At 74.7% G+C, this 24,254-nt stretch carries 1 protein-coding gene; it reads right to left on the bottom strand.

Features of this window, described 5'->3' with window-relative positions; translation table 11 throughout:
* Positions 1-2: 2 nt before the first annotated feature.
* Positions 3-24,152, bottom strand: coding sequence for a non-ribosomal peptide synthase/polyketide synthase (locus ACIO5D_RS24865; protein ID WP_400797891.1), 24,150 nt, complete (start codon positions 24,150-24,152; stop codon positions 3-5).
* Positions 24,153-24,254 lie beyond the last annotated feature (102 nt).

The raw sequence follows: 24,254 nt of genomic DNA, 5'->3' as shown, positions 1-24,254 counted from the left end.
GGTCAGTCCTCCTGGTGGGAAAGGGCGGTGTCGCCGGTGACCTCGGCGAGGCGGGCGGCCACGATCGGTCCGATCTGGGCCAGTGAGCCCGGCTGGGTCATCCGGTCGTGGCGGGTGGTGATGTCGTGCGAGTCGATCCGGCCGGTGACGTACGGCCGCCAGGTGGCGGCGCCGGCCGAGTCCTCGGTGCGGTCGATCGTGGAGTTGAACAGCAGCAGGTCCCCCTCGAACCGGCCGGGGGCGTGGGTGGCCGCCAGCTCGGCGTTGTTGATCATGATCCGGACGACGGCCTCGATGCGCCGCTCGTCCAGGTGCGCCAGGGCGCTGCCCCGGCGGCGGAGGATCTCGGCGACCTCGGTGTAGGAGAGCGGCCCCTCACCCAGGTCGGCGGGGTCGCAGTCGAGGATGCCGACGAGCACGTCCCGCTCGGTGGGCACGGGGGACTCGTCGAGCACCACGTCCTTGACCGGGTAGGCGTCGAGGGCCGCCAGGAGTTCGGTGCGTTCGCTGCGGGCCTGGAGCTCGCAGGCGATCGCGTGGGCGATCAACCCGCCGGCGGACCAGCCGAGCAGCCGGTAGGGGCCGTCGGGCTGGACCTTGCGGATCTGGTCGGCGTAGTCGGCCGCCATCTCCTCGTAGGACGTCGGCAGGGTCTCGGGGCGCGCGAGGCCGCGCGCCTGGATCGCGTACACCGGGTACTCCGGGCCGAGGTGGTTCAGGAGCCCGGAGTAGGACCAGCTGATGCCGCCGCCGGGGTGGATGCAGAACAGCGGCGGGCGGCTGCCCGTCGACCGCAGCGGCAGGACCACGTCGAAGGCGTCCTCGGGGTCGTTCATGGCCAGACGGTGTGTCAGACCGGCCACGGTGGGTGCCTCGAACAGGGTGCGCAGGCCCACCGGGACGCCCAGTGTCTCCCGGATGCGCGAGACCAGGCGGGCGGCCAGCAGCGAGTGCCCGCCGAGGTCGAAGAAGCTGTCGTCGAGGTGGACCCGCTCCCGGCCGAGGACCTCGGCGAACAGGGCGCACAGCAGTTGCTCCTGCGGGGTGCGCGGGCCGCGGCCGACGCCCGTCGCCTCGAACCCGGGTGCGGGCAGGGCCGCCCGGTCCAGCTTGCCGTTGGCGGTCAGCGGCAGCTCGTCGAGGGTGACGAAGGCCGACGGCACCATGTACTCGGGCAGTTCGCGGCCGAGCCTGCGGGCGAGTTCGTCCGCCGCGGGCGCGCCCTCGGCGGCGGGCACCAGGTAGGCGACCAGCCGCTGGTCGCCGGGCTGGTCCTCGCGGGCGAGGACGGCCGCCTGGGCGATGCCGGGACAGGCCGCGAGGACGGCCTCGACCTCGCCGGGTTCGATCCGGAAGCCCCGCAACTTGACCTGTTCGTCGGTGCGTCCGACGAACTCCAGGGCACCACCGGGCAGCCACCGGGCCAGGTCGCCCGTGCGGTACATCCGCTGTCCTTCAGGCCCGTACGGGTCCGCGACGAAGCGCTCGGCGGTGAGGCCCGGCCGGCCCAGGTAGCCCCGGGCCACGCCGGCCCCGGCGAGGTACAGCTCGCCTTCCACACCCGTCGGCACCGGCTGCAGCCCGGCGTCGAGCACGTAGGCGCGCATGTTCGCCATGGGCCGGCCGATCGGCACGCTCGCGGCGGCCCCGGGAAGCGTCCGGACCCGGTGGTGGGCGGCGAAGGTGGTGGCCTCGGTCGGGCCGTAACCGTTGACCACGGCGGTGCCCGGGCAGGCCGCCAGCACGCGGGCGACGGCCGACGGCGGCACCACGTCGCCGCCGGTCCACACCTCGCGGACCCCGGCGAGCAGGCCCGGCCGTTCCTCGGCCACCAGCCGGAACAGGCCGGCCGTCAGCCACAGTCCGGTCACCCCGTGGTCGGCGACCGCTCCCGCGAGCAGGTCGAGGTCGAGCCGGCCGGGCGGTGCGACGACGACCCGGCCGCCGCCGAGCAGCGGTGACCAGAGCTCGTAGGTCGAGGCGTCGAAGGCGGTCGGCGAGTGCAGCAGCACCCGCTCGTGGCCGCCCTCGCGCCAGCACGGGGCGAGGGCGAGCGCCGCCACGTCGCGGTGGGTGACACCGACCCCCTTCGGCCGGCCGGTCGAGCCGGAGGTGTACATCACGTACGCCAGCTGCCGGGGATCACAGGTGACGTGCGGGTCGGAATCGTCGGACTCGGCCTGGCTCAGCGCGGTCAGCACGTCCTCGGTGAGCACCAGCACCGCGCCGGTTTCCCGGATGATCAGGTCGATCCGGGAGGACGGGAACCGCGGGTCGAGCGGGACGTACGCGCCGCCTGCCTTGACGATCGCCAGGAGCGCGACGACGAGTTCCGCCGAGCGCTCCAGCAGGACCGCGACCGGGGTCTCCGGCCGCACGCCCTGCCCGATCAGCGCCCGCGCCAGACGGTTGGACCGCAGGTCGAGCTCCCGGTAGGTCAGTTCGGTACCGTCCGCGACCACCGCGACCGCCTCCGGTGTGGCCGCCACCCGGCGGGCGAACAGCTCCGGCAGACCGGCCTCGGGCAGTTCGGCGGCGGTCCGGTTGAACTCGACCAGCAGCTCATGGCGCTCCTCGACGGACAGCAGGTCGAGTCGGCCGATCGGCTTGTCCGGCTCGGCGGTGGCCGCGCGCAGCAGCCGCACCCAGCGGGCGAACAGCCGTTCCACGGTGGCCGGGTCGAACAGGTCGGTCGCGTACTCGACCGCGCCGAGCACGCCCGCCGGGACACCGTCCGGGCCGTACCGCTCGGCCAGGCTGACGGTCAGGTCGACGCGGGCGGTGCCGGTCGGGGCCGCCAGGTGGGCGGTCTCCAGTCCCGGCAGGATGAACTCGCCGGCCGGGGCGTTCTGGAGGGCCAGCATGACCTGGAACAGCGGGTGGTGGGCCAGCGACCGGGTGGGGTTGACGGCCTCGACCAGGTACTCGAACGGCACGTCCTGGTGGGCGTAGGCGGCCAGCGCCTTCTGCCGTACCCGGCCGAGCAGTTCGGCGAAGCCCGGGTCACCGCCGGTGTCGGTGCGCAGCACGAGCGTGTTGACGAAGAACCCGACGAGGTCGTCCAGCGCCTGGTCGGTCCGCCCGGCGATGGGGCTGCCGATCGGGATGTCGGTGCCGGCGCCGAGCCGGGTGAGCAGGGCGGCGAGGCCGGACTGGAGCACCATGAACATGCTGGCGCCGTGCGCGGTGGCCAGGTCCCGCAGGTTCTGATGCAGGTCCGCGTCGAGCCGGACCTCGATCCGGCCGCCGCGCTGGGAGGCCTCGGCCGGCCGGGGCCGGTCCGAGGGTAGCCGGACCTGGTCCGGAAGGCCCGCCAGCTCGCCCTTCCAGTAGTCGAGTTGCCGGGCGAACAGGCTGTCCTGGTCGGCGGCCTCGCCGAGCAGGTCGCGCTGCCACAGGGTGTAGTCGGCGTACTGGACCGGCAGCGGCTGCCAGTGCGGCTCCTCTCCCCGGCAGCGGGCCGCGTAGGCCGTGGCCAGGTCGCGGGAGAGCGGGCCCATCGACCAGCCGTCGCCGGCGATGTGGTGCACCACGACCAGCAGGACGTGCCGTTCGGGGGCGAGCGCGTACAGCTCCGCCCGGATCGGCGGTTCGGCGGCGAGGTCGAAGCCGCGCCGGGCCGCCTGCGCGAGCCGTTCCGGCAGCCGGCTCTCGTCGAGCTCGACCACCGGCAGCGGCGGGTACGCCTCGCTCGCGCTCAGCACCTGCTGGTGGGGCACGCCGTCCGCTTCTCGCAGGACGGTCCGCAGGCTCTCGTGCCGTCCCACCACGTCCGCCAGCGCCGCCCCCAGCGCCTCCCGGTCGAGGGCGCCGGAGAGCCGCAGCGCCAGCGGCATGTTGTAGGTGGCGCTCGGCCCGTCCATCCGGTGCAGGAACCACAGGCGGCGCTGGGCGAAGGACAACGGGAGGCGCTCGGGGCGCGGCCGGGCGGTCAGCGCGGGCCGCTCCGTGACGGAGCCGTCGAGGCGGCCCGCCAGGGCGGCCACGGTCGGGTGCTCGAAGAGCGTCCGGACCTCCAGCTCGGCACCGAAGACCGCCCGGACCCGGGAGGCCAGGCGGGTCGCCAGCAGCGAGTGGCCGCCGAGGTCGAAGAAGCTGTCCTCGACGCCGACCCGGGGCAGACCGAGCACGTCGGCGAAGAGTTCGGCGAGCAGTTCCTCCTGCGGGGTGCGCGGAGCCCGGCCGCCGGCGACCGTTCCAAGGTCGGGGGCGGGCAGCGCGCGACGGTCGAGCTTGCCGTTGGCGGTCAGCGGCAGCGCGTCCAGCACCACGAACGCCGACGGCACCAGGTAGTCGGGCAGCCGGCCGCCCAGCCAGCCCCGGAGTTCGGCGGCCAGGGCCGCGGTACCGCGGCTTCCGGCCGGGCGGTTGGTGAGCGGGGACGGCGCCGTGCCCGCGCCCCGGGTGGGCCGGTACGCCTCGGCCGGGGCGTCACCGGGTGCGCCGCCGAAGACGATGTCCAGGGCGTCCGGGCCGGTGGCCGACCAGGTGACGGACACCGGGCGGCCGAGCTCGTCCCCGAGGGCGTGGAAGTCCTCGGGATCGGGCGCCGCGTCCTCCTCCGGGGCGTGCAGCCGGTCCAGCAGCGGCCCGAGCGGGAGGTCCTCGTCCTGCACGGCCCGGGCCAGGGCCGCCTCGCGCAGCACGCGGCGGTTGGGTGCGCCGGTGATCCGGACCGGGTGGCCGCTCTGCCGGTCGAGGAGCTCACGCAGCTCCGGCAGCCCGGTCACGCCCCGGCCCCAGGCGAGTTCGGCCGTCGCGTCGCCCTCCACCGGGGCGGCAGGCCGCTTGCGCAGCGTGACGTCGTAGCGGTACCGGGTCAGCTCGTTGTGGTACCGGCCCCGCTTGACCTCCACGGTCACCGCGCCGATGTCGGTGCCGCCGTCCCGCAGGACGGTGAAGAAGTCCGGGTCGACCAGGAGCTCCTTCTCCATCAGGAGGGACTGTTCCACCGCCCGACGCACCGTCGCCAGGTCGGCGCCGTCTCCGGCCCGGTGCAGCTGGACGGCGGTGGCCAGCGGGCGCAGCAGCCGCAGGTTGCGGATGTCGCCGACGAAGAGCGCGCCACCGGGGGCGAGCAGCCGCACCAGCCGGTCGATCACGTCCGTGAGGTAGTCGGCGGACGGGAAGTACTGGATCACCGAGTTCAGCACGATGGTGTCGAACTGCCCGGCGGGCAGGCCGTCGGTGTCGTGCGCGGGGCGGGTGTGCAGCACGACGCGTCCGGCCAGCTCCTCCTGCCGGGCGACCTGGGCGGCCAGCGCGTCGATCGCGGTGGCGGAGAAGTCGGTCGCCCAGTAGGACTCGCAGTGCGGGGCGATCTGGGAGAGGAGCAGGCCGGTGCCGACGCCGACCTCCAGCACCCGGCGGGGGCGCAGGGCCAGGATGCGGGCCACGGTGGCGTCCCGCCATTCCCGCATCTGCTCGACGGGGATCGGGCTCGCGTCGTAACTGCTGTTCCAGCCGACGAAGTTCTGGCCGAAGGCGGTTTCCCCGGGGGTGATGGGCAGGGCGTCGTAGATGTCCCGCCACTCGCCCACGTGGTCGGCTTCGCGGCCGCCGTCGCGGCCGGCGTCCTGGCGCGGGACGACGTAGCCGATGAGCCGGTCGTCCTGGGCGAGGACGGCGGCCCGGGCGACGGCGGGGTGCTCGGCCAGGGCCGTCTCGATCTCGCCGGGCTCGATCCGGAAGCCGCGCACCTTCACCTGGTCGTCGGCGCGGCCGACGTACTCCAGCTGACTGTCGGCGCGCCAGCGCACCACGTCGCCGGTGCGGTACATCCTCCCTCCTTGCCCGCCATCGGGCTGGGGGCACCTCCCGGCCGCCAGGCTGGGGGCGTGGGGCCCGTGGCCGTCCGTGCCGAACGGGCAGGCGACGAACCGCCCGGCCGTCAGGCCCGGCCGGTTCAGGTAGCCGCGGGCCAGGCCCGCGCCGGCGACGTACAGCTCACCCGGTACGCCGGGCGGTACCGGGCGCAGCCGCTCGTCCAGCACGTACACCCGGGCGTTGGCGATCGGCCGGCCGATCGGCGGCACGCCCGACCCGGGTGCGAGGGGGTCGCTCATCGTCGCGCACACCGTCGTCTCCGTCGGACCGTACGCGTTGATCATCCGGTGCCCGGGCGCCCAGCGCGCCACCAGCTCCGGCGGGCAGGCCTCACCCGCCACCACCAGGGTCGACACGGTGACCGCGCCCTCCGGCAGGGCCGCCAGGACGGACGGGGGCACGGTCACGTGGGTGACCGCGAGGCCGGGGTCGGTCAGCGCGGCGACCGGTTCCGCCGCGGGAGGCAGCACCAGGGCCGCGCCGCGCAGCAGGGCGGTGAAGATCTCCGACACCGAGGCGTCGAAGCTGGGCGAGGCGAACTGGAGCACCCGGCTGTCGGGTTCGATCGCGAACCGCTCGATCTGCGCGGCGACAAGACTGGCCACGCCGCCGTGGCCGACCACGACGCCCTTGGGCCGGCCGGTCGAGCCCGAGGTGTAGATCACATAGGCCGGATGCCGGACGTCGAGGGTGGTCTTCGGATCGGTGTCCGGCCATTCGGACACCTCGGCCACCATCGCCGGATCGTCGACCACCAGTGCCGGACGGGCGTCCTCCAGCATGAACGCGATCCGCGCCGCCGGGTACGCGGGGTCCACCGGAAGGTACGCGGCACCGGCCTTCAGGACGCCGAGGACGGCCACCACGGACTCCACCGACCGGGGCAGCGCCACGGCCACGAGTCGCTCCGGGCCGACGCCCCTGGCGATCAGCGCGTGCGCGAACCGGTTCGCCCGGGAATCCAGCTGACGATACGTCAGCTGGATGTCCCCGCAGACCAGGGCGAGCGCGTCCGGTGTCGCGGCCACCTGTGCCGCGAACGCCTCCGGCACCGGCACGGTGGCCACCTCGCGAGCGGTCGCGTTGCCGCGCTCCAGCAGCCGGCTCCGCTCCTCGGATTCGAGGAGGTCGATCCCCCCGATCGTCCGGTCCGGATCGGCGGTGACCGCCTCCAGCAGGAGCGTCCAGCGCCGGGCGAGAGCGGCGACCGTGTCCCGGTCGAACAGGTCGGTGGCGTACTCGACCACACCGGCGATCCCGTCCGGGCTGCCGTCGGGGCGGAACCGCTCGCTCAGGTTGAAGCCGAGGTCGAACTTGGCCGTTCCGGTCGGCACGGCGAAGGTGGACGCCCTGAGGCCGGGCAGCCCGAACTCTCCCATCGGCGCGTTCTGCACGGCGAGGATCGTCTGGAAGAGCGGGTGGTGCGAGAGCGAGCGGGACGGGTTCAGCACCTCCACCAGGTGCTCGAACGGCACGTCCTGGTGGGCGTAGGCGGCGAGCGCGGTCTCCCGGACCCGGCCCAGCAGTTCGCCGAAGGCCGGGTCGCCGCTGGTGTCGGTGCGCAGCACCAGCGTGTTGACGAAGAACCCGACCAGCTCGTCCAGCGCCTCGTCGGTCCGGCCCGCGATCGGGCTCCCGATCGGGATGTCCGTCCCCGCGCCCAGCCGCGTGTACAGCGCCGCCAGACCCGCCTGGAGCACCATGAACAGACTGGCGCCGGAACGCCGGGCCAACTCGGCCAGTCCGGCGTGCAGTTCCGGGGACAGTTCGAGGCCGAGGGCGTCTCCCCGGTAGCCGGCGACGGCCGGCCGCGGACGGTCGGCGGGCAGCGGGATCCGCTCCGGAAGGCTTTCCAGCTGCTCGGTCCAGTAGCGGAGTTGTCCGGCGAACCGGCTGTCCGGGTCGTCCGGGTCGCCGAGCAGCTCGCGCTGCCAGAGCGTGTAGTCGGCGTACTGCACCGGCAGGGCGCCCCGGTCCGGCTCGCGGCCCTGGCACCGGGCGGCGTAGGCCTCGGCGAGGTCGCGTGCGAGCGGGCCGGTGGACCAGCCGTCACCGGCGATGTGGTGCACGACCAGCAGCAGCACGTGCTCGTCCGGCGCGAGCGCGAACAGCTCGGCGCGCAGCGGTGGTTCCGCCGCGAGGTCGAACGGGAGCCGCGCCGCACGGGCGAGCCGTTGTGGCAGATCGTCCTCCCCGGCCTCGGTCACCCGTAGCCGGGGCCGGGCCGCCTCGGGGTCGAGGACTCGCTGGCACGGCACGGCGTCGAGCTCCGGGAACACCGTCCGCAGGCTCTCGTGCCGGGCCACGACCCCGGCCAGCGCGTCCTCCAGCGCCTTCCGGTCCAGCGCTCCGGTCAGCCGGAGCGCCAGCGGGATGTGGTAGGCCGCGGCGGCCCCGTCCATCCGGTGCAGGAACCACAGGCGGCGCTGCGCGAACGACAGCGGTACCGACTCCGGTCGCTCGTACGGCGCCAGCGCGGGCCTGGTCCGGTCGGCCCCGGCGAGCCGCGCCGCCAGGCCGGCCGCCGTCGGCGCCTCGAAGAGCGCGCGCAGCCCCACCTCGGCCCCCAGGGCCGAACGCACCCGGGAGACCAGCCGGGTGGCCAGCAGCGAGTGCCCGCCCAGGCCGAAGAAGTCGTCGTCGACACCGACCTGCGGCCGGCCCAGCACCTCCGCGAACAGCTCGCACAGGATCTGCTCCTGCGGCGTCCGCGGCGCACGACCGCCCCCGGGCACACCCGCCTCCGGCGCCGGCAGCGCCACCCGGTCCAGCTTCCCGTTCGGCGTCAACGGCAACACGTCCAGCACCACGAACGCCGACGGCACCAGGTAGTCGGGCAACCGCTCCCGCAGATACCCCGCCAGCGCCGACGGGCGGGCGACAGTACCGGGGCGCGGTGCCACGTAGCCGACGAGCCGGTCACCGTCGGCGAGGACGGCGGCCCGGGCGACGGCGGGGTGCTCGGCCAGGGCCGCCTCGATCTCGCCGGGTTCGACCCGGAAGCCGCGCACCTTCACCTGATGGTCCGCCCGGCCGACGTACTCCAGCTCACCTCCCCCCGCGCCCCCAGCCATGGGGGTCCCCCCGGCCGAAGGCTGGGGGAGGCTGGGAGGCGCCCCCACCGACCGGGGGGACCCCCAGGCGCGCCAGCGGGCCAGATCTCCCGTGCGGTACATCCGCGAGCCCGCCGGCCCGTACGGATCGGCGACGAACCGCCCCGCCGTCAGACCCGGCCGGTTCAGATAGCCCCGGGCCAGCCCCGGGCCCGCGACGTACAACTCCCCCGCGACGCCCGGCGGCACCAGGCGCAGCCGCTCGTCCAGTACGTACACCCGGAAGCCCGCGACCGGCCGGCCGATCGGCGGCACGCCCGACCCGGGTGCGAGGGGGTCGCTCATCGTCGCGCACACCGTCGTCTCCGTCGGACCGTACGCGTTGATCATCCGGCGCCCGGGCGCCCAGCGCGCCACCAGCTCCGGCGAACAGGCCTCACCCGCCACCACCAGGGTGCCGGCCGTGAGGTCGTCACCGTCCAGCGCGGCCAGGGCCGAGGGCGGCAAGGTCACATGGGTGACGTCGAGCCGGCGGTCCGTCAGGGCCTCCATCGGGGCCTCGGCCGGAGCCAGCACGAGGGTGGCACCGGTCAACAGGGCGCTGCACAGGTCCCAGAACGACGCGTCGAAGCTGGGCGAGGCGAACTGGAGGACGCGGCTGCCCGGCTCCAGGCCGAGCCGCTCGACCTGCGCCGCCACCAGGCCCGACACACCGGTGTGGCTCACCACCACGCCCTTGGGCCGACCGGTCGACCCCGATGTGTAGATCACGTAGGCCGGGTGCCGGACATCCTGCGCCACCACCGGATCGCTCTCCGGGAAGCCCTCGGTCTCCGTCACCAGCGCCGGATCGTCGACCACCAGAACCGGCCGCGCGTCGTCCAGCATGTACGAGATCCGGGAGGCGGGGTACGCCGGGTCCACCGGCAGGTAGGCGGCGCCCGCCTTCAGGATGCCCAGGACGGCGACCACGGACTCCGCCGACCGCGGCAGCGCCACCGCCACGGTCCGCTCCGGCCCGACCCCGCGCGCGATCAGGGCATGCGCGAACCTGTTGGCCCACGCGTTCAGCCGGCGGTAGGTCAGCTCGGTCGGCCCGTCGACCAGGGCGACCGCGTCCGGCGTCGCCGCCACCTGTGCCGCGAAGGTATCCGGCAGGCTCGCGGCGGCCACCTCGCCCTCGACGGCGGGCAGGAGTTCGCGGCGCTCCGCTCCGTCCAGCAGGTCGATCGAGCCGATCGGCCGGTCGGGAGCGGCGGCGACCGCGGCCAGCAACCGGGTCCAGCGGGCGAACAGGGTCTCGACCGTCCGCCGGTCGAACAGGTCGGTGCTGTACTCGACCGCACCGGTCAGCCCGGCCGGTGCGCCGTCGGGCCCGCGGTTCTCCGCGAGGCCGAAGGTCAGGTCGACCCGCGAGGTCCCGGTCTGCACCGCCACCCCGGAGACCACCAGCCCGGGCAGCTCGAAGTCGCCCATCGGCGCGTTCTGCAGGGCCAGCACGGTCTGGAAGAGCGGGTGGAGCGACATCGACCGCGCCGGGTTCAGCACCTCCACCAGGTGCTCGAACGGCACGTCCTGGTTCGCGAAGGCCGACAGCGTCGTCTCCCGCACCCGGCCCAGCAGTTCGAGGAAGCTCGGGTCGCCGCTGGTGTCGGTGCGCAGCACCAGCGCGTTGACGAAGAACCCGACCAGGTCGTCCAGCGCCTCGTCGGTCCGGCCCGCGATCGGGCTCCCGATCGGGATGTCCGTCCCCGCGCCCAGCCGCGTGTACAGCGCCGCCAGACCCGCCTGGAGCACCATGAACAGACTGGCGCCGGAACGCCGGGCCAACTCGGCCAGTCCGGCGTGCAGTTCGGCGTCCATCCGGACGTCCAGCAGCCCGCCGCCATAGGTCATGACCGCCGGCCGCTGCCGGTCGGCCGGCAGCGGGAGCTGCTCGGGAAGCCCGGCGAGCGCTTCGGTCCAGTACCCGACCTGGCGTGCGAACACGCTGTCCGCGTCGGACTCCTCACCGAGGATCTCGTGCTGCCAGGCGGTGTAGTCCGCGTAGCTCACCGGCAGCGGCGCCCAGCCCGGGGCGCCGCCTCGCCTGCGTGCGGCGTACGCGGTCGCGAGGTCGCGGGAGAGCGGGCTCATGGACCAGCCGTCGCCGGCGATGTGGTGCAGGACGACCAGCAGGACGTGCTCGTCCGGCGCGAGCGTGAACAGCTGTGCCCGGACGGGCAGGTCCGCCGTCAGGTCGAACGCGCGCACCGCCGCCTCGCGCAGCAGCTCCGGCAGCTCCGCCTCGCTCGCCTGGCACGCCGGCACCCGGATCGTGGCCTCCGCGGCGCTCAGCACGCGCTGGTGCGGGACGCCGCCGGTGTGCGGGAACACCGTGCGCAGGCTCTCGTGCCGCGCCACCACGTCCGTCAGCGCCGCCCCCAGCGCCTCCCGGTCGAGGTCGCCGGAGAGCCGCAGCGCCAGCGGCATGTGGTACGTCGCGCTGGGCGCCCCGAACTGGTGCAGGAACCACAGGCGGCGCTGCGCGAAGGACAGCGGCAGCGGTTCCCGGCGCGGCCGGGGCACCAGCGCCTGCCGTGCGGTGGCGGCGTCGTGCAGGCCGGCCGCGAGCCCGGCCGGTGTCGGCGTCCGGAACAGCCGGCGCAGCTCCAGCTCGACCCCGAGGGTCGCCCGGACCCGGGAGACCAGCCGGGTGGCCAGCAGCGAGTGCCCGCCCAGGCCGAAGAAGTCGTCGTCGACACCGACCTGCGGCCGGCCCAGCACCTCCGCGAACAGCTCGCACAGGATCTGCTCCTGCGGCGTCCGCGGCGCACGACCGCCCCCGGGCACACCCGCCTCCGGCGCCGGCAGCGCCACCCGGTCCAGCTTCCCGTTCGGCGTCAACGGCAACACGTCCAGCACCACGAACGCCGACGGCACCAGGTGGTCCGGCAGCCGCTCGCGCAGGTACGACGCCAGCGCCGGCGCCGTGGTCCCGGTCTCGGCCGAGGGCACGACGTAGGCGACGATCCTGGTGTCGCCCGGCCGGTCCTCGCGGGCGAGCACCGCGACCTGGGCCACGCCGGGGTGCGCGGCCAGCTCCGCCTCGATCTCGCCGGGTTCGACCCGGAAGCCGCGCACCTTCACCTGATGGTCCGCCCGGCCGGCGAACTCCAGCTCGCAGTCGGCGCGCCAGCGGACCAGGTCCCCGGTGCGGTACATGCGGGTGCCCGCCGGCCCGTACGGATCGGCGACGAACCGCCCCGCCGTCAGACCCGGCCGGTTCAGGTAGCCGCGCGCCAGCCCGGCCCCGGCCAGGTACAGCTCGCCCGTGACGCCGGGGGCGACCGGCCGCAGGGCCGGATCCAGCACGTACACCCGGCTGTTGGCGATCGGGCGGCCGATCGGCACCGGCAGCGGGCAGTCGGCGGGGTCGGCCGGCAGCGGGAAGGCGGTGATCACATGGGTCTCGGCCGGGCCGTAGTGGTTGTGCAGTACGCGGCCGGGCCTGCGGGCCTGGAAGCGCCGAAGGCCGCCGCCCAGCCGCATCGCCTCGCCCGCCTGCGCGATCAGCCGCAGGTCCGGCAGGTCCCGCCCGTGTTCCTCGGCCGCCTCCGCCAGCGCCTCGACCACCAGGTTCGGCGCGAAGAGCTCCGCCACCCGCTGCCGTTCCAGCCACCGCACCAGGAGTTCGGCGCTGCGGCGCTGCTCGTCGGTCGGCACCACCAGGGTCTTGCCGAACAGCAGCGCGGACAGCATCTCCTGCACCGAGACGTCGAAGCTGAGCGCGGTGAACTGGGCGGTCCGCGTGCCCGCTTCGCCGCCGACGGCGCGGTGGTGCCAGTGCAGCAGGTTCGCCAGGGCGCCGGAGGGCATCACCACGGCCTTGGGCCGGCCGGTGGAGCCCGAGGTGTAGATGACGTACGCCGGGTGCCGGGCGTCCGGCACCACCGACGGGTCGGTGTCCGGGTACGCCCCGGGCGCGTCGACGGCCGCGAGGTCGTCGAGCACGACGGCCGGCCGCGCGTCGGTCAGCATGTAGTCGATCCGGGCGGCCGGGTAGTCCGGGTCGACCGGGAGGTACGCGGCGCCGGTCTTGAGCACCGCGAGGACGGCCACCACCAGCTCCGCCGAGCGCGGCAGGCGCAGGGCGACGATCTGCTCCGGCCCCACCCCGCGCGCGATCAGCGCGTGGGCCAGCCGGTTGGCCCGGACGTTCAGCTCCCGGTACGTGAGCACGGTCTCCTCGAACACCACCGCCTCGGCGTCCGGGGTGGCCCGGGCCCAGGCCTCGAACAGCGCGGGCAGGCCGGCCGTGGGCGCCGGGCACCCGGTGTCGTTGCGCGCGACCAGCAGCTCGTGCCGTTCCTCGGCGGTGAGGACGTCGATCCGGCTCAGCGGCCGGTCCGGCTCGGCCGCCGCCACCGCGAGCAGCCGCAGCCAGCGGGCGAGCAGTGCCTCCACCGTGGCCCGGTCGAACAGGTCGGTGGCGTACTCGATGTGGCCGATGACGCCCTCCGGCGCCCCGCCGGTGCCGCCGCGTTCCACCAGGTGGAAGGAGAGGTCGAACATCGCGGTGGGCGACTGCACCAGCATGATCTCGGCGGTGAGGCCGGGCAGGTCGAAGGCGGAGCGCGGCGCGTTCTGCAGCGCGAGCAGCGTCTGGAACAGCGGCTGGCGGGAGAGCGACCGGGCCGGGTTGAGGGCCTCGACCAGGTACTCGAACGGCAGCTCCTGGTGGGCGTACGCGGCCAGCGAGGTGTCCCGGACCCGGCCGAGCAGTTCGGCGAAGGTCGGGTCGCCGCTCGTGTCGGTGCGCAGCACCAGCGTGTTGACGAAGAACCCGACCAGCTCGTCCAGCGCCTCGTCGGTCCGGCCCGCGATCAGGCTGCCGACCGGGATGTCCTCACCCGCGCCCAGCTTGGTGAGCAGGGCGGAGAGCCCCGCCTGGAGCACCATGAACAGGCTGGCGCCACGCTCCCGGCCGAGGCGGACGAGCGCTTCGTGCAGCTCGGCGTCCAGCTCGACGGCGAGGTGTCCGCCCCGGCTGGAGATGGCCGTGGGGCGGGGCCGGTCGGCGGGCAGCCGGATCTGCTCCGGCAGACCGGCCAGCTGCCCGGTCCAGTAGCCCGCCTGCCGGGCGAACAGGCTCTCGGGGTCGGTCCGGTCACCGAGCAGCCGGTCGTGCCACAGGGTGTAGTCGGCGTACTGCACCGGCAGGTCCGCCCAGCGCGGTTCCTCGCCGCGCAGACGCGCCGCGTACGCGGTGGACAGGTCGGCGGACACCAGGCCCAGCGACCAGGCGTCGCCCGCGATGTGGTGGATCACCACCAGCAGCACGTAGTCGTCCGGCGCCAGCCGGAACAGCTCGGCGCGCACGGGCGGTTCGGCCGCCAGGTCGAATCCGCGTCCCACCGCCTCGGTCAGCGCCTCGGGCAGGCCCGCCTCGTCGGTCCGTGTGACGGGCAGGAGCGGCCGGGCCGTCCCGGCGTCCAGGACCAGCTGGTACGGCACTCCGTCGACCTGGGGGAAGGCCGTGCGCAGGCTCTCGTGGCGGGCGACGACGTCCCCGAGCGCCGCCCGCAGGGCGTCCTGGTCCAGATCGCCGGTCAGCCGCCAGGCCAGCGGGATGTGGTACATCCCGCCGGCCCCCTCCAACTGGTCGACGAACCACAGCCGCCGCTGCGCGTACGACAGCGGAACGCGGTCGGGTCGCTCCGCGCGGCCCAGGGCGAGCCGCGCCCGGCCGGCCCCGCCCAGGCCGGCGGCCAGCCCGGCCACCGTCGGGGTCTCGAACAGGCTCCGCAGCTCCAGTTCCACGCCCAGGGTCGCGCGCACGCGGGCGACCAGCCGGGTGGCGAGCAGGGAGTGCCCGCCGAGGTCGAAGAAGTCGTCGTCGGCGAAGACCCGGGCCACCCCCAGCACCTCCGCGAACAGCCCGGCCAGGACGTGTTCCTGCGGGGTGCGCGGTGCCCGGCCGGCCGGGGCCCCGGTGGTGTCGGGCTCGGGAAGGGCGCGCCGGTCGAGCTTGCCGTTGACGGTCAGTGGCAGGGCGTCGAGGGCGACGAACGCGGCCGGCACCATGTGGTCCGGCAGCCGCTCGCGCAGGTGGGCGCGGAGCGCGTCCGGCCCGGCGTCCGCTCCGGCCGTGGGTACCAGGTAGGCGACCAGGCGTGTGTCGTCCGCCCGGTCCTGCCGGGCGATCACCGCGACCTGGCGGACCTGCGGGTGCTCCGCCAGGGCCGCCTCGATCTCGCCGAGCTCGATCCGGAAGCCGCGCACCTTCACCTGGTCGTCCGCCCGGCCGGCGTACTCCAGTCCCCCGTCCGCGCGTCGGCGGACGAGGTCCCCGCTGCGGTACATGCGGGTGCCCGGCAGCCCGTACGGGTCGGCGACGAACCGCCCGGCGGTCTGGCCAGGCCGGTTCAGATAGCCGCGCGCCAGCCCGGGGCCGGCCACGTACAGCTCGCCGACGACCCCGGGGGGCACCGGCTGCAGGTACGCGTCGAGCACCTGGGCGCGCAGGTCGGGGATCGGGGTGCCGATGACGCTCGCCGGGCCGGCGGTGTGCGTGCCGTCCAGTTCCGCGTAGGTGACGTGCACGGTGGTCTCGGTGATGCCGTACATGTTGACCAGGCGCGGTGCGTCGTCCGGGTGGCGCCGGTACCAGCCCGCCAGCCTGGCCGGCTCCAGCGCCTCGCCGCCGAACACCACCGTGCGCAGGGCGAGCACCCGGCCGGTCTCCGGCGCCTCCTCGTCCGCCTGCATCAACTGGTAGAAGGCGGACGGCGTCTGGTTCAGCACCGTCACCCGCTCGTCGGCCAGCAGGCGCAGGAAGCGCTCCGGTGAGCGGGTGATGTCGAACGGCACCACGACCAGCCGTCCGCCGTGCAGCAGCGGGCCCCAGATCTCCCACACCGAGAAGTCGAAGGCGTAGGAGTGGAACAGGGTCCAGACGTCCTCGGCGGAGAACGCGAACAGCGCCCGGGTGGCGTCGAACAGCCGCACCACGTTCCGGTGCGGGACCACCACGCCCTTGGGCTTCCCGGTGGAGCCGGAGGTGTAGATGACGTAGGCGGCGCTCTCGGGCGCGACCACGACACCCGGGTCGCCGTCCGGCAGCCCGTCCAGCCCATCCAGCCAGTCCGACCCGTCCGACCCGTCGGCGGTGTGGAGGACGAGCCGGTCGACCCCCTCCGCGCCCGGCAGGTCACCGGTCCGGCGGTCCGTCAGGAGCAGCGTGGGCCGGGCGTCGTCGAGCAGGTGGGCGATCCGGGCGGCCGGGTAGTCCGGGTCGACCGGGAGGTACGCGGCGCCGGTCTTGAGCACCGCGAGGACGGCCACCACCAGCTCCGCCGAGCGCGGCAGGGCCAGCGCCACCAGCTGCTCCGGCCCCACCCCGCGCCCGATCAGCGCGTGGGCCAGCCGGTTGGCCCGGCTGTTCAGCTCCCGGTAGGTGAGGGTGCGGTCACCGCTCACCACGGCGACCGCGTCCGGCCGTTCCCGCGTCCGGGCCTCGAACAGCGCGGGCAGACCGGTGGAGCCGGCCGTCTCCGCGGGGACCGGCCCCGGCAGCAGTGCGCGCCGCTCCCCGGCGGAGAGCAGGTCGAGACGGCTGAGCCGCCGCCGCGGGTCGACGACCGCCGCTCCGAGCAGTCGCACCCAGCGCTCGATCACCGTCTCGACGGTCGCCCGGTCGTACAGGTCGCAGGCGTACTCGACGAATCCGTCGATCCCCTCGGGGGTGCCGTCCTCGGCGTGCCGCTCGGACATCGAGAAGATCAGGTCGAGCTTGGAGGTGGTCGTGGTCAGTTTGACCTCGCCGGTCTCCAGCCCGGGCGGGGTGAAGTCGGCCCTCGGGGCGTTCTGCAGCACCAGCATGACCTGGAACAGCGGGTGGTGCGACAGCGACCGGGCCGGGTTGAGGGCCTCGACCAGGTACTCGAACGGCAGCTCCTGGTGGGCGTACGCGGCCAGCGAGGTGTCCCGGACCCGGCCGAGCAGTTCGGCGAAGGTCGGGTCTCCCGAGGTGTCGGTGCGCAGCACCAGCGTGTTGACGAAGAACCCGACCAGCTCGTCCAGCGCCTGGTCGGTGCGGCCCGCGATCAGGCTGCCGACCGGGATGTCCTCGCCCGCGCCCAGCTTGGTGAGCAGGGCGGAGAGCCCCGCCTGGAGCACCATGAACAGGCTGGTGCCGTGCGTGCGGGCGAGCTCGCGCAGGCCGCGGTGCAGCTCCGCGTCCAGCCCGGTCCGCACGAAGTCGCCCCGGTGCGAGGCCACCGCGGGGCGGGGCCGGTCGGTGGGCAGCTGGATCTGCTCCGGCAGGCCGGCCAGCTGCCCGGTCCAGTAGCCCGCCTGCCGGGCGAACAGGCTGTCCCGGTCGGCGGCGTCGCCCAGCAGTTCGTGCTGCCACAGCGTGTAGTCCGCGTACTGGACCGCCGGCGCCTCCCACGACGGCTCCTCACCACGGCGGCGCGCCGCGTAGGCGGCGGTCAGGTTCTGCGCCAGCGGGCCGAGCGACCAGCCGTCGCCCGCGATGTGGTGCACCACCAGCAGCAGGACGTGCTCGTCCGGCGCCAGCTCGAACAGCTCGGCGTACAGCGGCAGATCGGTCTCCAGGTCGAACCGGCAGGCCAGCGCCGTGGCCAGGACACCGTCCAGCTCCGCCTCGGAGGTCCGGCTCAGGTGCAGCCGGGGGCGGGCCGCCACGACGTCCAGCACCCGCTGGTACGGCACGCCGTCCACCGCCGGGAAGAGCGTCCGCAGGCTCTCGTGCCGGGCCACCACGTCCGCCAGCGCCGCCTTCAGGGCCTCGCGGTCGAGCGGTCCGGACAGCCGCCAGGCCAGCGGGATGTTGTAGTTGGCGCTGGCGCCCTCCAGCTGGTGCAGGAACCACAGCCGGCGCTGGGCGAACGACAGCGGGGTCCTCTCCGGCCGCGGGTACGGCGCCAGGGCCAGCTGGGCCCGGCGGGCGCCCGTGAGGGCGGCGGCCAGCGTGGCCGGGGTCGGGGACTCGAACAGGGTGCGCAGCTCCAGCTCGACGCCGAGGGTCGCGCGGACCCGGGCGGCCAGCCGGGTGGCGAGCAGGGAGTGCCCGCCGAGGTCGAAGAAGCTGTCCCCCACCCCGGCCTCGGCCACCCCGAGGACCTCGGCGAACAGCTCGCAGAGGATCTGCTCCTGCGGGGTGCGCGGCGCGCGGCCGGCCCCCGCCGATCCCGCCGAGACGAGTTCCGGTGCGGGCAGCGCCCGGCGGTCCAGTTTCCCGTTGGTGGTCAGCGGCAGCGCGTCCAGCTCCACGAACGCCGAGGGCACCATGTACTCCGGAAGCCGCTCGCGCAGGTACTCGCGCAGCTCGGCCGAGCGCGGGGCGAGGCCCGCGCTCGGCACCAGGTATCCGACCAGCCGGGTGTCGTCGGCGCGGTCCTGCCGGGCGAGGACCGCGGCCTGGGCGACGCCGGGGTGCGCGGCCAGCGCCGCCTCGATCTCGCCGAGCTCGATCCGGAAGCCGCGCACCTTCACCTGCTGGTCCGCCCGGCCGACGAACCGCAGGCTGCCTCCCCCGGCCCGGCGCACCACATCGCCGCTGCGGTACATGCGGCTGCCCGCCGGCCCGTACGGGTCGGCGACGAACCGCCCGGCGGTCAGGCCCGGCCGGTTCAGATAGCCGCGTGCCAGCCCGGCGCCCGCGACGTACAGTTCGCCCGCTACGCCCGGGGCCACCGGCCGCAGCCGGGCGTCCAGCACGTGGGCGCGCAGGTCGGGGATGGCGGCACCGACCACACTGGCCGCCCCCGCGGTCGCGACCGACCGGTCGAGCGCGGCGTAGGTGACGTGCACGGTGGTCTCGGTGATGCCGTACATGTTGACCAGCAGCGGCGCGTCGTCCGGGTGCCGTTCGTACCAGGCCGCCAGCCTGGCGGGCTCCAGCGCCTCGCCGCCGAACACCACCGTGCGCAGGGCGAGCACCCGGCCGGTCTCCGGCGCCTCCTCGTCCGCCTGCATCAACTGGTAGAAGGCGGACGGCGTCTGGTTCAGCACCGTCACCCGCTCGCGGGCGAGGAGTTCCAGGAACCGTCCGGGCGAGCGGCTGGTCTCGTAGTCCACGACCACCAGCCGGCCGCCGTACAGCAGCGGGCCCCACAGTTCCCAGACCGAGAAGTCGAAGGCGTAGGAGTGGAAGAGGGTCCAGACGTCCTCGGCGGAGAACGCGAACAGCTCCCTGGTGGTACCGAACAGCCGCACCACGTTCCGGTGCGGGACCACCACGCCCTTGGGGTTGCCGGTGGACCCCGAGGTGTAGATGACGTACGCGGGGTGGCCCGGACCGACGTCGATGCCGGGGTCCTCGTCCGGCAGCCCGTCCAGGTCGGCGGTGTCCAGCAGGAGCCGGTCCACGGACTCCGCGCCGGGCAGTTCACCGATCCGACTCGTCGTCAGCAGCAGGGCGGGGCAGGCGTCCTGGAGCAGGTAGGAGATCCGGGCCGCGGGGTACTGCGGGTCCACCGGCAGGTACGCGGCGCCGGCCTTGAGCACGGCCAGGACGGCGACCACCAGCTCGGCCGAGCGCGGCAGCGCCAGCGCGACGAGCCGCTCCGGCCCCACCCCCCGGTCGATCAGCGCGTGCGCGAGCCGGTTGGCACGGGCGTTCAGCTCGCCGTAGGTCAACGCGGTGTCGCCGCACACCACCGCGACCGCGGCCGGGTTCACCCGCACCCGCTCCTCGACGAGCGCGGTGATGGTGCTCTCCGGGGCGTGATCGGCAGGACCGGCACCGGACGGCAGCAGCTCGCGCAGTTCCTCCGGCGACAGCACGTCGAGCCGGCCGATCCGGCGGTCCGGTTCGGCGGCCACGGCCCGGAGCAGCCGCAGCCAGCGCTCGACGAGGTCGGCCGCGGTGGCTTCGTCGAACAGGTCGGTGCTGTACTCCAGCACGCCCGACAGGCCGTCCTCGCCGGGCCGTTCGGTCAGGATGAAGGTCAGGTCGCACTTGGCCGTACCGGTGCCGACCAGGTCGCCGGTCACCCGGAGCTCCGGCAGGTCGAAGCTGCCCGTGGGCGCGTTCTGCAGCGCGAGCATGGTCTGGAAGAGCGGGTGGTGGGACAGCGACCGGGCCGGGTTCACCGCCTCCACCAGTTGCTCGAAGGGCAGGTCCTGGTGGGCGTACGCGGCCAGCGCGCCGGCCCGCACCCGGCCGAGCAGTTCGGTGAAGGTCGGGTCGCCGGAGAGGTCGGTGCGCAGCACCAGCGTGTTGACGAAGAAGCCGACCAGGTCGTCCACGGCCTCGTCGGTGCGCCCGGCGATCGGTGTGCCGATCGGCACGTCGGTGCCGGCGCCGAGCTTGCCGAGCAGGGCGGCCAGCCCGGCCTGGAGCACCATGAACAGGCTGGCGCCGCCGTCCCTGGCGAGCTCGCGCAGGCCCTGGTGCAGTTCGGCGTCGAGCCGGACCGGCAGTTGCGCCCCCCGGAAGGACATCGCGGCCGGCCTGGGCCGGTCGAAGGGCAGCTCGGTCTGCTCCGGCAGTCCCGCGAGCCGGTCCGACCAGTAGGCGAGCTGTCGGCCCTGGAGGCTGTCCGGGTCGGTCTCCTCGCCGAGCAGCTCCCGCTGCCAGAGGGTGTAGTCGGCGTACTGGACAGGCAGTTGCGCCCACTCCGGCTTCCCGCCCGCCGCCCGTGCCGCGTACGCGGCGGTCAGGTCCCGCGCCAGCGGGCCCATCGACCAGCCGTCGCCGGCGATGTGGTGCACCACCAGCAACAGGGTGTGCTCGTCCGCGCCCAGCTCGAACAGCTCGGTCCGCAGCGGGGGTTCGGCCGCCAGGTCGAAGCCGTGCCGGGCCGCCTCGGCCAGCCGCTCCGGCAGTTCGTCCGCTTCGACCGCGGTGACGCGCAGCCGGGGCCGGGCGTCGTCGAGGTCCAGCACGCGCTGGCACGGCTCGCCGTCGGCCACCGGGAAGACGGTGCGCAGGCTCTCGTGCCGCTCGACGACGTCGGCCAGCGCGGCTTCCAGGGCCCGCTGGTCGAGATCCCCGGAGAGCCGCAGTGCCAGCGGCACGTTGTAGGTGGCGCTGGGCCCCTCCATGCTGTGCAGGAACCAGAGCCGGCGCTGTGCGAAGGACAGCGGCACCGTGTCGGGCCGCTCGTGCCGCCCCAGCGCGGGCCGCGCCCGGCCGGCCCCGTCCACGGCCGCCGCCAGGCCCACGACGGTCGGTGCGTCGAACAGGTCGGCCAGGGCCAGCTCCACACCGAGCACCGAGCGGGCCCTGGCGATCAGTCGGGTGGCCAGCAGCGAGTGCCCGCCGAGGTCGAAGAAGCTGTCGTCCACTCCGACCCCGGACACGCCGAGGACGTCGGCGAAGAGGCCCGCGAGCACCTGCTCGGCCGCGGTGCGCGGGGCCCGCCCAGCGGTCACCGGCACCGGACCGGGGGCCGGGAGCGCCTGGCGGTCGAGCTTTCCGGTGGGCGTCAGCGGGAGCCCGTCCAGCAGCACGAACGCGCCGGGCACCAGGTGCTCCGGCAGCCGTTCGCGCAGGTATTCGCGCAGCTCGGCCGAGCGCGGGGCCGCCCCGGCGGCCGGTACGACATAGGCGACCAGCCGGACCTCGTCGTCGGTCCGTGCCACCACGGCGGTCTGCGCGACCCGGGGATGGGCGGCGAGCGCGGCCTCGATCTCGCCCGGCTCGATCCGGAAGCCCCGGATCTTCACCTGGTCGTCCACCCTGCCGAGGAACTCCAGCCGGCCGTCCGCGCCCCACCGCACCCGGTCGCCGGTGCGGTACATGCGGGCACCGGCCGGTCCGTACGGGTCGGCGACGAACCGTCCTGCGGTCAGGCCCGGCCGGTCGAGGTAGCCGCGGGCGAGGCCCGCACCGGCGATGTACAGCTCGCCCGGCACCCCGGTGGGCACCGGCCGGAGCGCGGTGTCCAGCACGTACAGCCGGGCGCCCGCGACCGGACGGCCGATCACCGGGCGCGGGCTCGACGCCACCGGCGCGACGGCCGCGTCGACGGTGCACTCGGAAGGCCCGTAGAAGTTGAAGCAGGCCACCCCGTCGGCCTCCCGCAGTTGCTCCCACAGGCGGTCGGGGACGGCCTCCCCGCCCGCCACGACCACCGCCGGGCGGTGTTCGCCGTTGCTCAACAGGCCGTGGGAGAGCAGGACTTGCAGGTACGACGGGGTGGCGTTGACGAAGTCGATCCGGTGCCGCACGGCGTAGTCGACGAAGGCGTCCGGGTCCGCCCAGGTCTCCAGGTCCAGGATGTGCAGTTCGTGTCCGGCGAAGAGGCCGAACAGCTGGTCCCAGGAGGCGTCGAACGCCGTCGAGGTGGTCAGCGCCACGCGTGCCCGGTCCCCGAGCAGCGGCTGGAACAGCTCCCGCCACTGGTGGGCGAAGAGGTTCGCCAGGCCGCCGTACGTCGACGCCACGCCCTTGGGCCGTCCGGTGGAGCCGGAGGTGTAGACGAGCTGGGCGGTGTGGCGCGGGTCGACGGCCACCGCCGGGTCCGCCGCCGGGCCTTCGGCGAGCAGGGCGGCCGTCTCCGGGTCGTCGAGCACCAGCCGCTCGGCGGGGCCGGCCCCGGGCAGCCGGTCCCGGGTGCGGGAGTCGGTCACCAGCAGCACCGGCCGGGCGTCGTCGAGCAGATACGCGATCCGGGCGGCCGGGTGCTCCGGATCCACCGGGAGGCAGGCCGCCCCGGTCTTCAGCACGGCCAGGATCGCCACCACCAGCCCGGCCGAGCGCGGCAGGGCCAGCGCCACCGACCGCTCGGCCCCGGCGCCCCGGGCGATCAGGGCGTGCGCCAGGCGGTTGGCCCGTGCGTCGAGTTCGGCGTACGTCAGCGTTTCCTCGCCGGACACCACCGCGACCGCGTCCGGCGTCTCGCGCACCCGTGCCCGGAAGTGCTCGGGCAGCAGGGCCGCGGGGGCTTCCGTCGTCGTGCCGGTGCCGAGGGCCAGCAGTTCGCCGTGCTCGTCGGCCCCGATCAGGCCGATGCGGCCGACCGCCTCCTGCGGGTCGCAGTCCGCGAGGGTGCCCAGCAGCGCGAGCAACCGCCGCTGGTGGTCGATGAGTTCCTTCGCCGTGCACACCTCCGCGTAGGCCCCGAGCTCGATTTTCGGACCGTACTCGTTGCGCCCGCCCACGGCCCAGATCGCCAGGTCGTTGGCGGAGGTACCCAGGGGGGCGTACACCGTGGCGGGCCGCCCGGCGAAACTCGGCTCGGAGCCGAAGGACATGATGTTGACGATCAGCGGGAACGCCGTCTCGATCGTGCCGGACTGCCCCAGCTCCCGGAGCAGGTCCTCGCTGCGGTACCGCTGGTGCGCCAGCGCGGCGGCGACCTCCCGGTCCACCTGCTCGACCAGTTCCGACCACGGCAGGTCCGGCCGCACCGACAGCCGCAGTGGCACGAGGTTCGACACCGCACCGGGCGTCGCCGCCAGTACCGGGTCGGCGCCCCGGCCGGTGACGGGCAGGCCCAGCACCACGTCCCGGGCCCCGGTCAGCCGGTGCGCGTACAGCGCCGTCGCCGCGATCACGACGCGGGACCAGCGGACACCCGTCCGTTCTGCCGCGTCGCGCAGCGCCCCGGGGCGCAGTGGTCCGGCCGGCGGAGTGCGCCGGAACTGGGCGGAGGGACCGCCCGGCAGGCGGTCCGACAGCCGGGCCGGTGCCGGCCGGTCGGCGAACCGCCCGGTCCAGTAGGCGCGGTCGGCGATGTACTGCTCCGAGCCGCGGTATGCCGCGTCGCCGGCGATCAGCTCGTCCAGCGAGCCGAACGGGGACGGCGGCACCGGCCGCCCCTCGACGAGCGCCGTGTACGCCTGTGCCACGCGACGTCCGACGATGGTGTACCCGAACCCGTCCATCACCAGGTGGTGGTAGCTCTGGTAGAAGACGAACCGGTCCGGTGCCAGCGCGATCAGCGCGTAACTGAAGAGCGGGTCGCGGGCGAGGTCCAGCGGCCGGAGCCGGTCCCGGTCCATCCACTCCCGCGCCGCCGCGAGCGGCGAGGCCTCCCCGCTGACGTCGACCTGCGCGGGCTTCCACTCCGTGTGCTCGCGGACGACCTGGTGCGGGCCCTCGCCGTCCTCGACGAAGCCCACGTGCAGGGCGTCGACCTCGTCGACGACCAGGCGCAGCGCGGTCTCGAACGGCTCCGGGTCGACCGGCCCGTGGATCTCCAGGTACTCGCCGATGCGGTAGGCCGGGATCGCCGTCCGGGCACGTTGCTCGGCGAGCCAGATCTCGTACTGGGCCGCTGTCAGGGGAAGGGCATCGCCCTCACGACGGGACATGGGGGTACCTCCGAAGGTGTGAGCAGGCTTGGTGGCAGGGCGCGCGGCGTCGCGCCGACCGCGGTACTGTCACGCGGTCGGCGACGTGGGTGGCGCTGTTCC

The sequence above is a fragment of the Kitasatospora sp. NPDC087315 genome (genome assembly GCF_044744345.1).
GTDB lineage: Bacteria > Actinomycetota > Actinomycetes > Streptomycetales > Streptomycetaceae > Kitasatospora.
Note: the sequence above shows the minus strand (reverse complement) of the source record. Positions and strands in the feature narration are given on the sequence as shown.

Coding starts and splice junctions, on each gene's coding strand:
- ACIO5D_RS24865 (WP_400797891.1), bottom strand. CDS start 24,152: ATGTCCCGTCGTGAGGGCGATGCCCTTCCCCTGACAGCGGCCCAGTAC.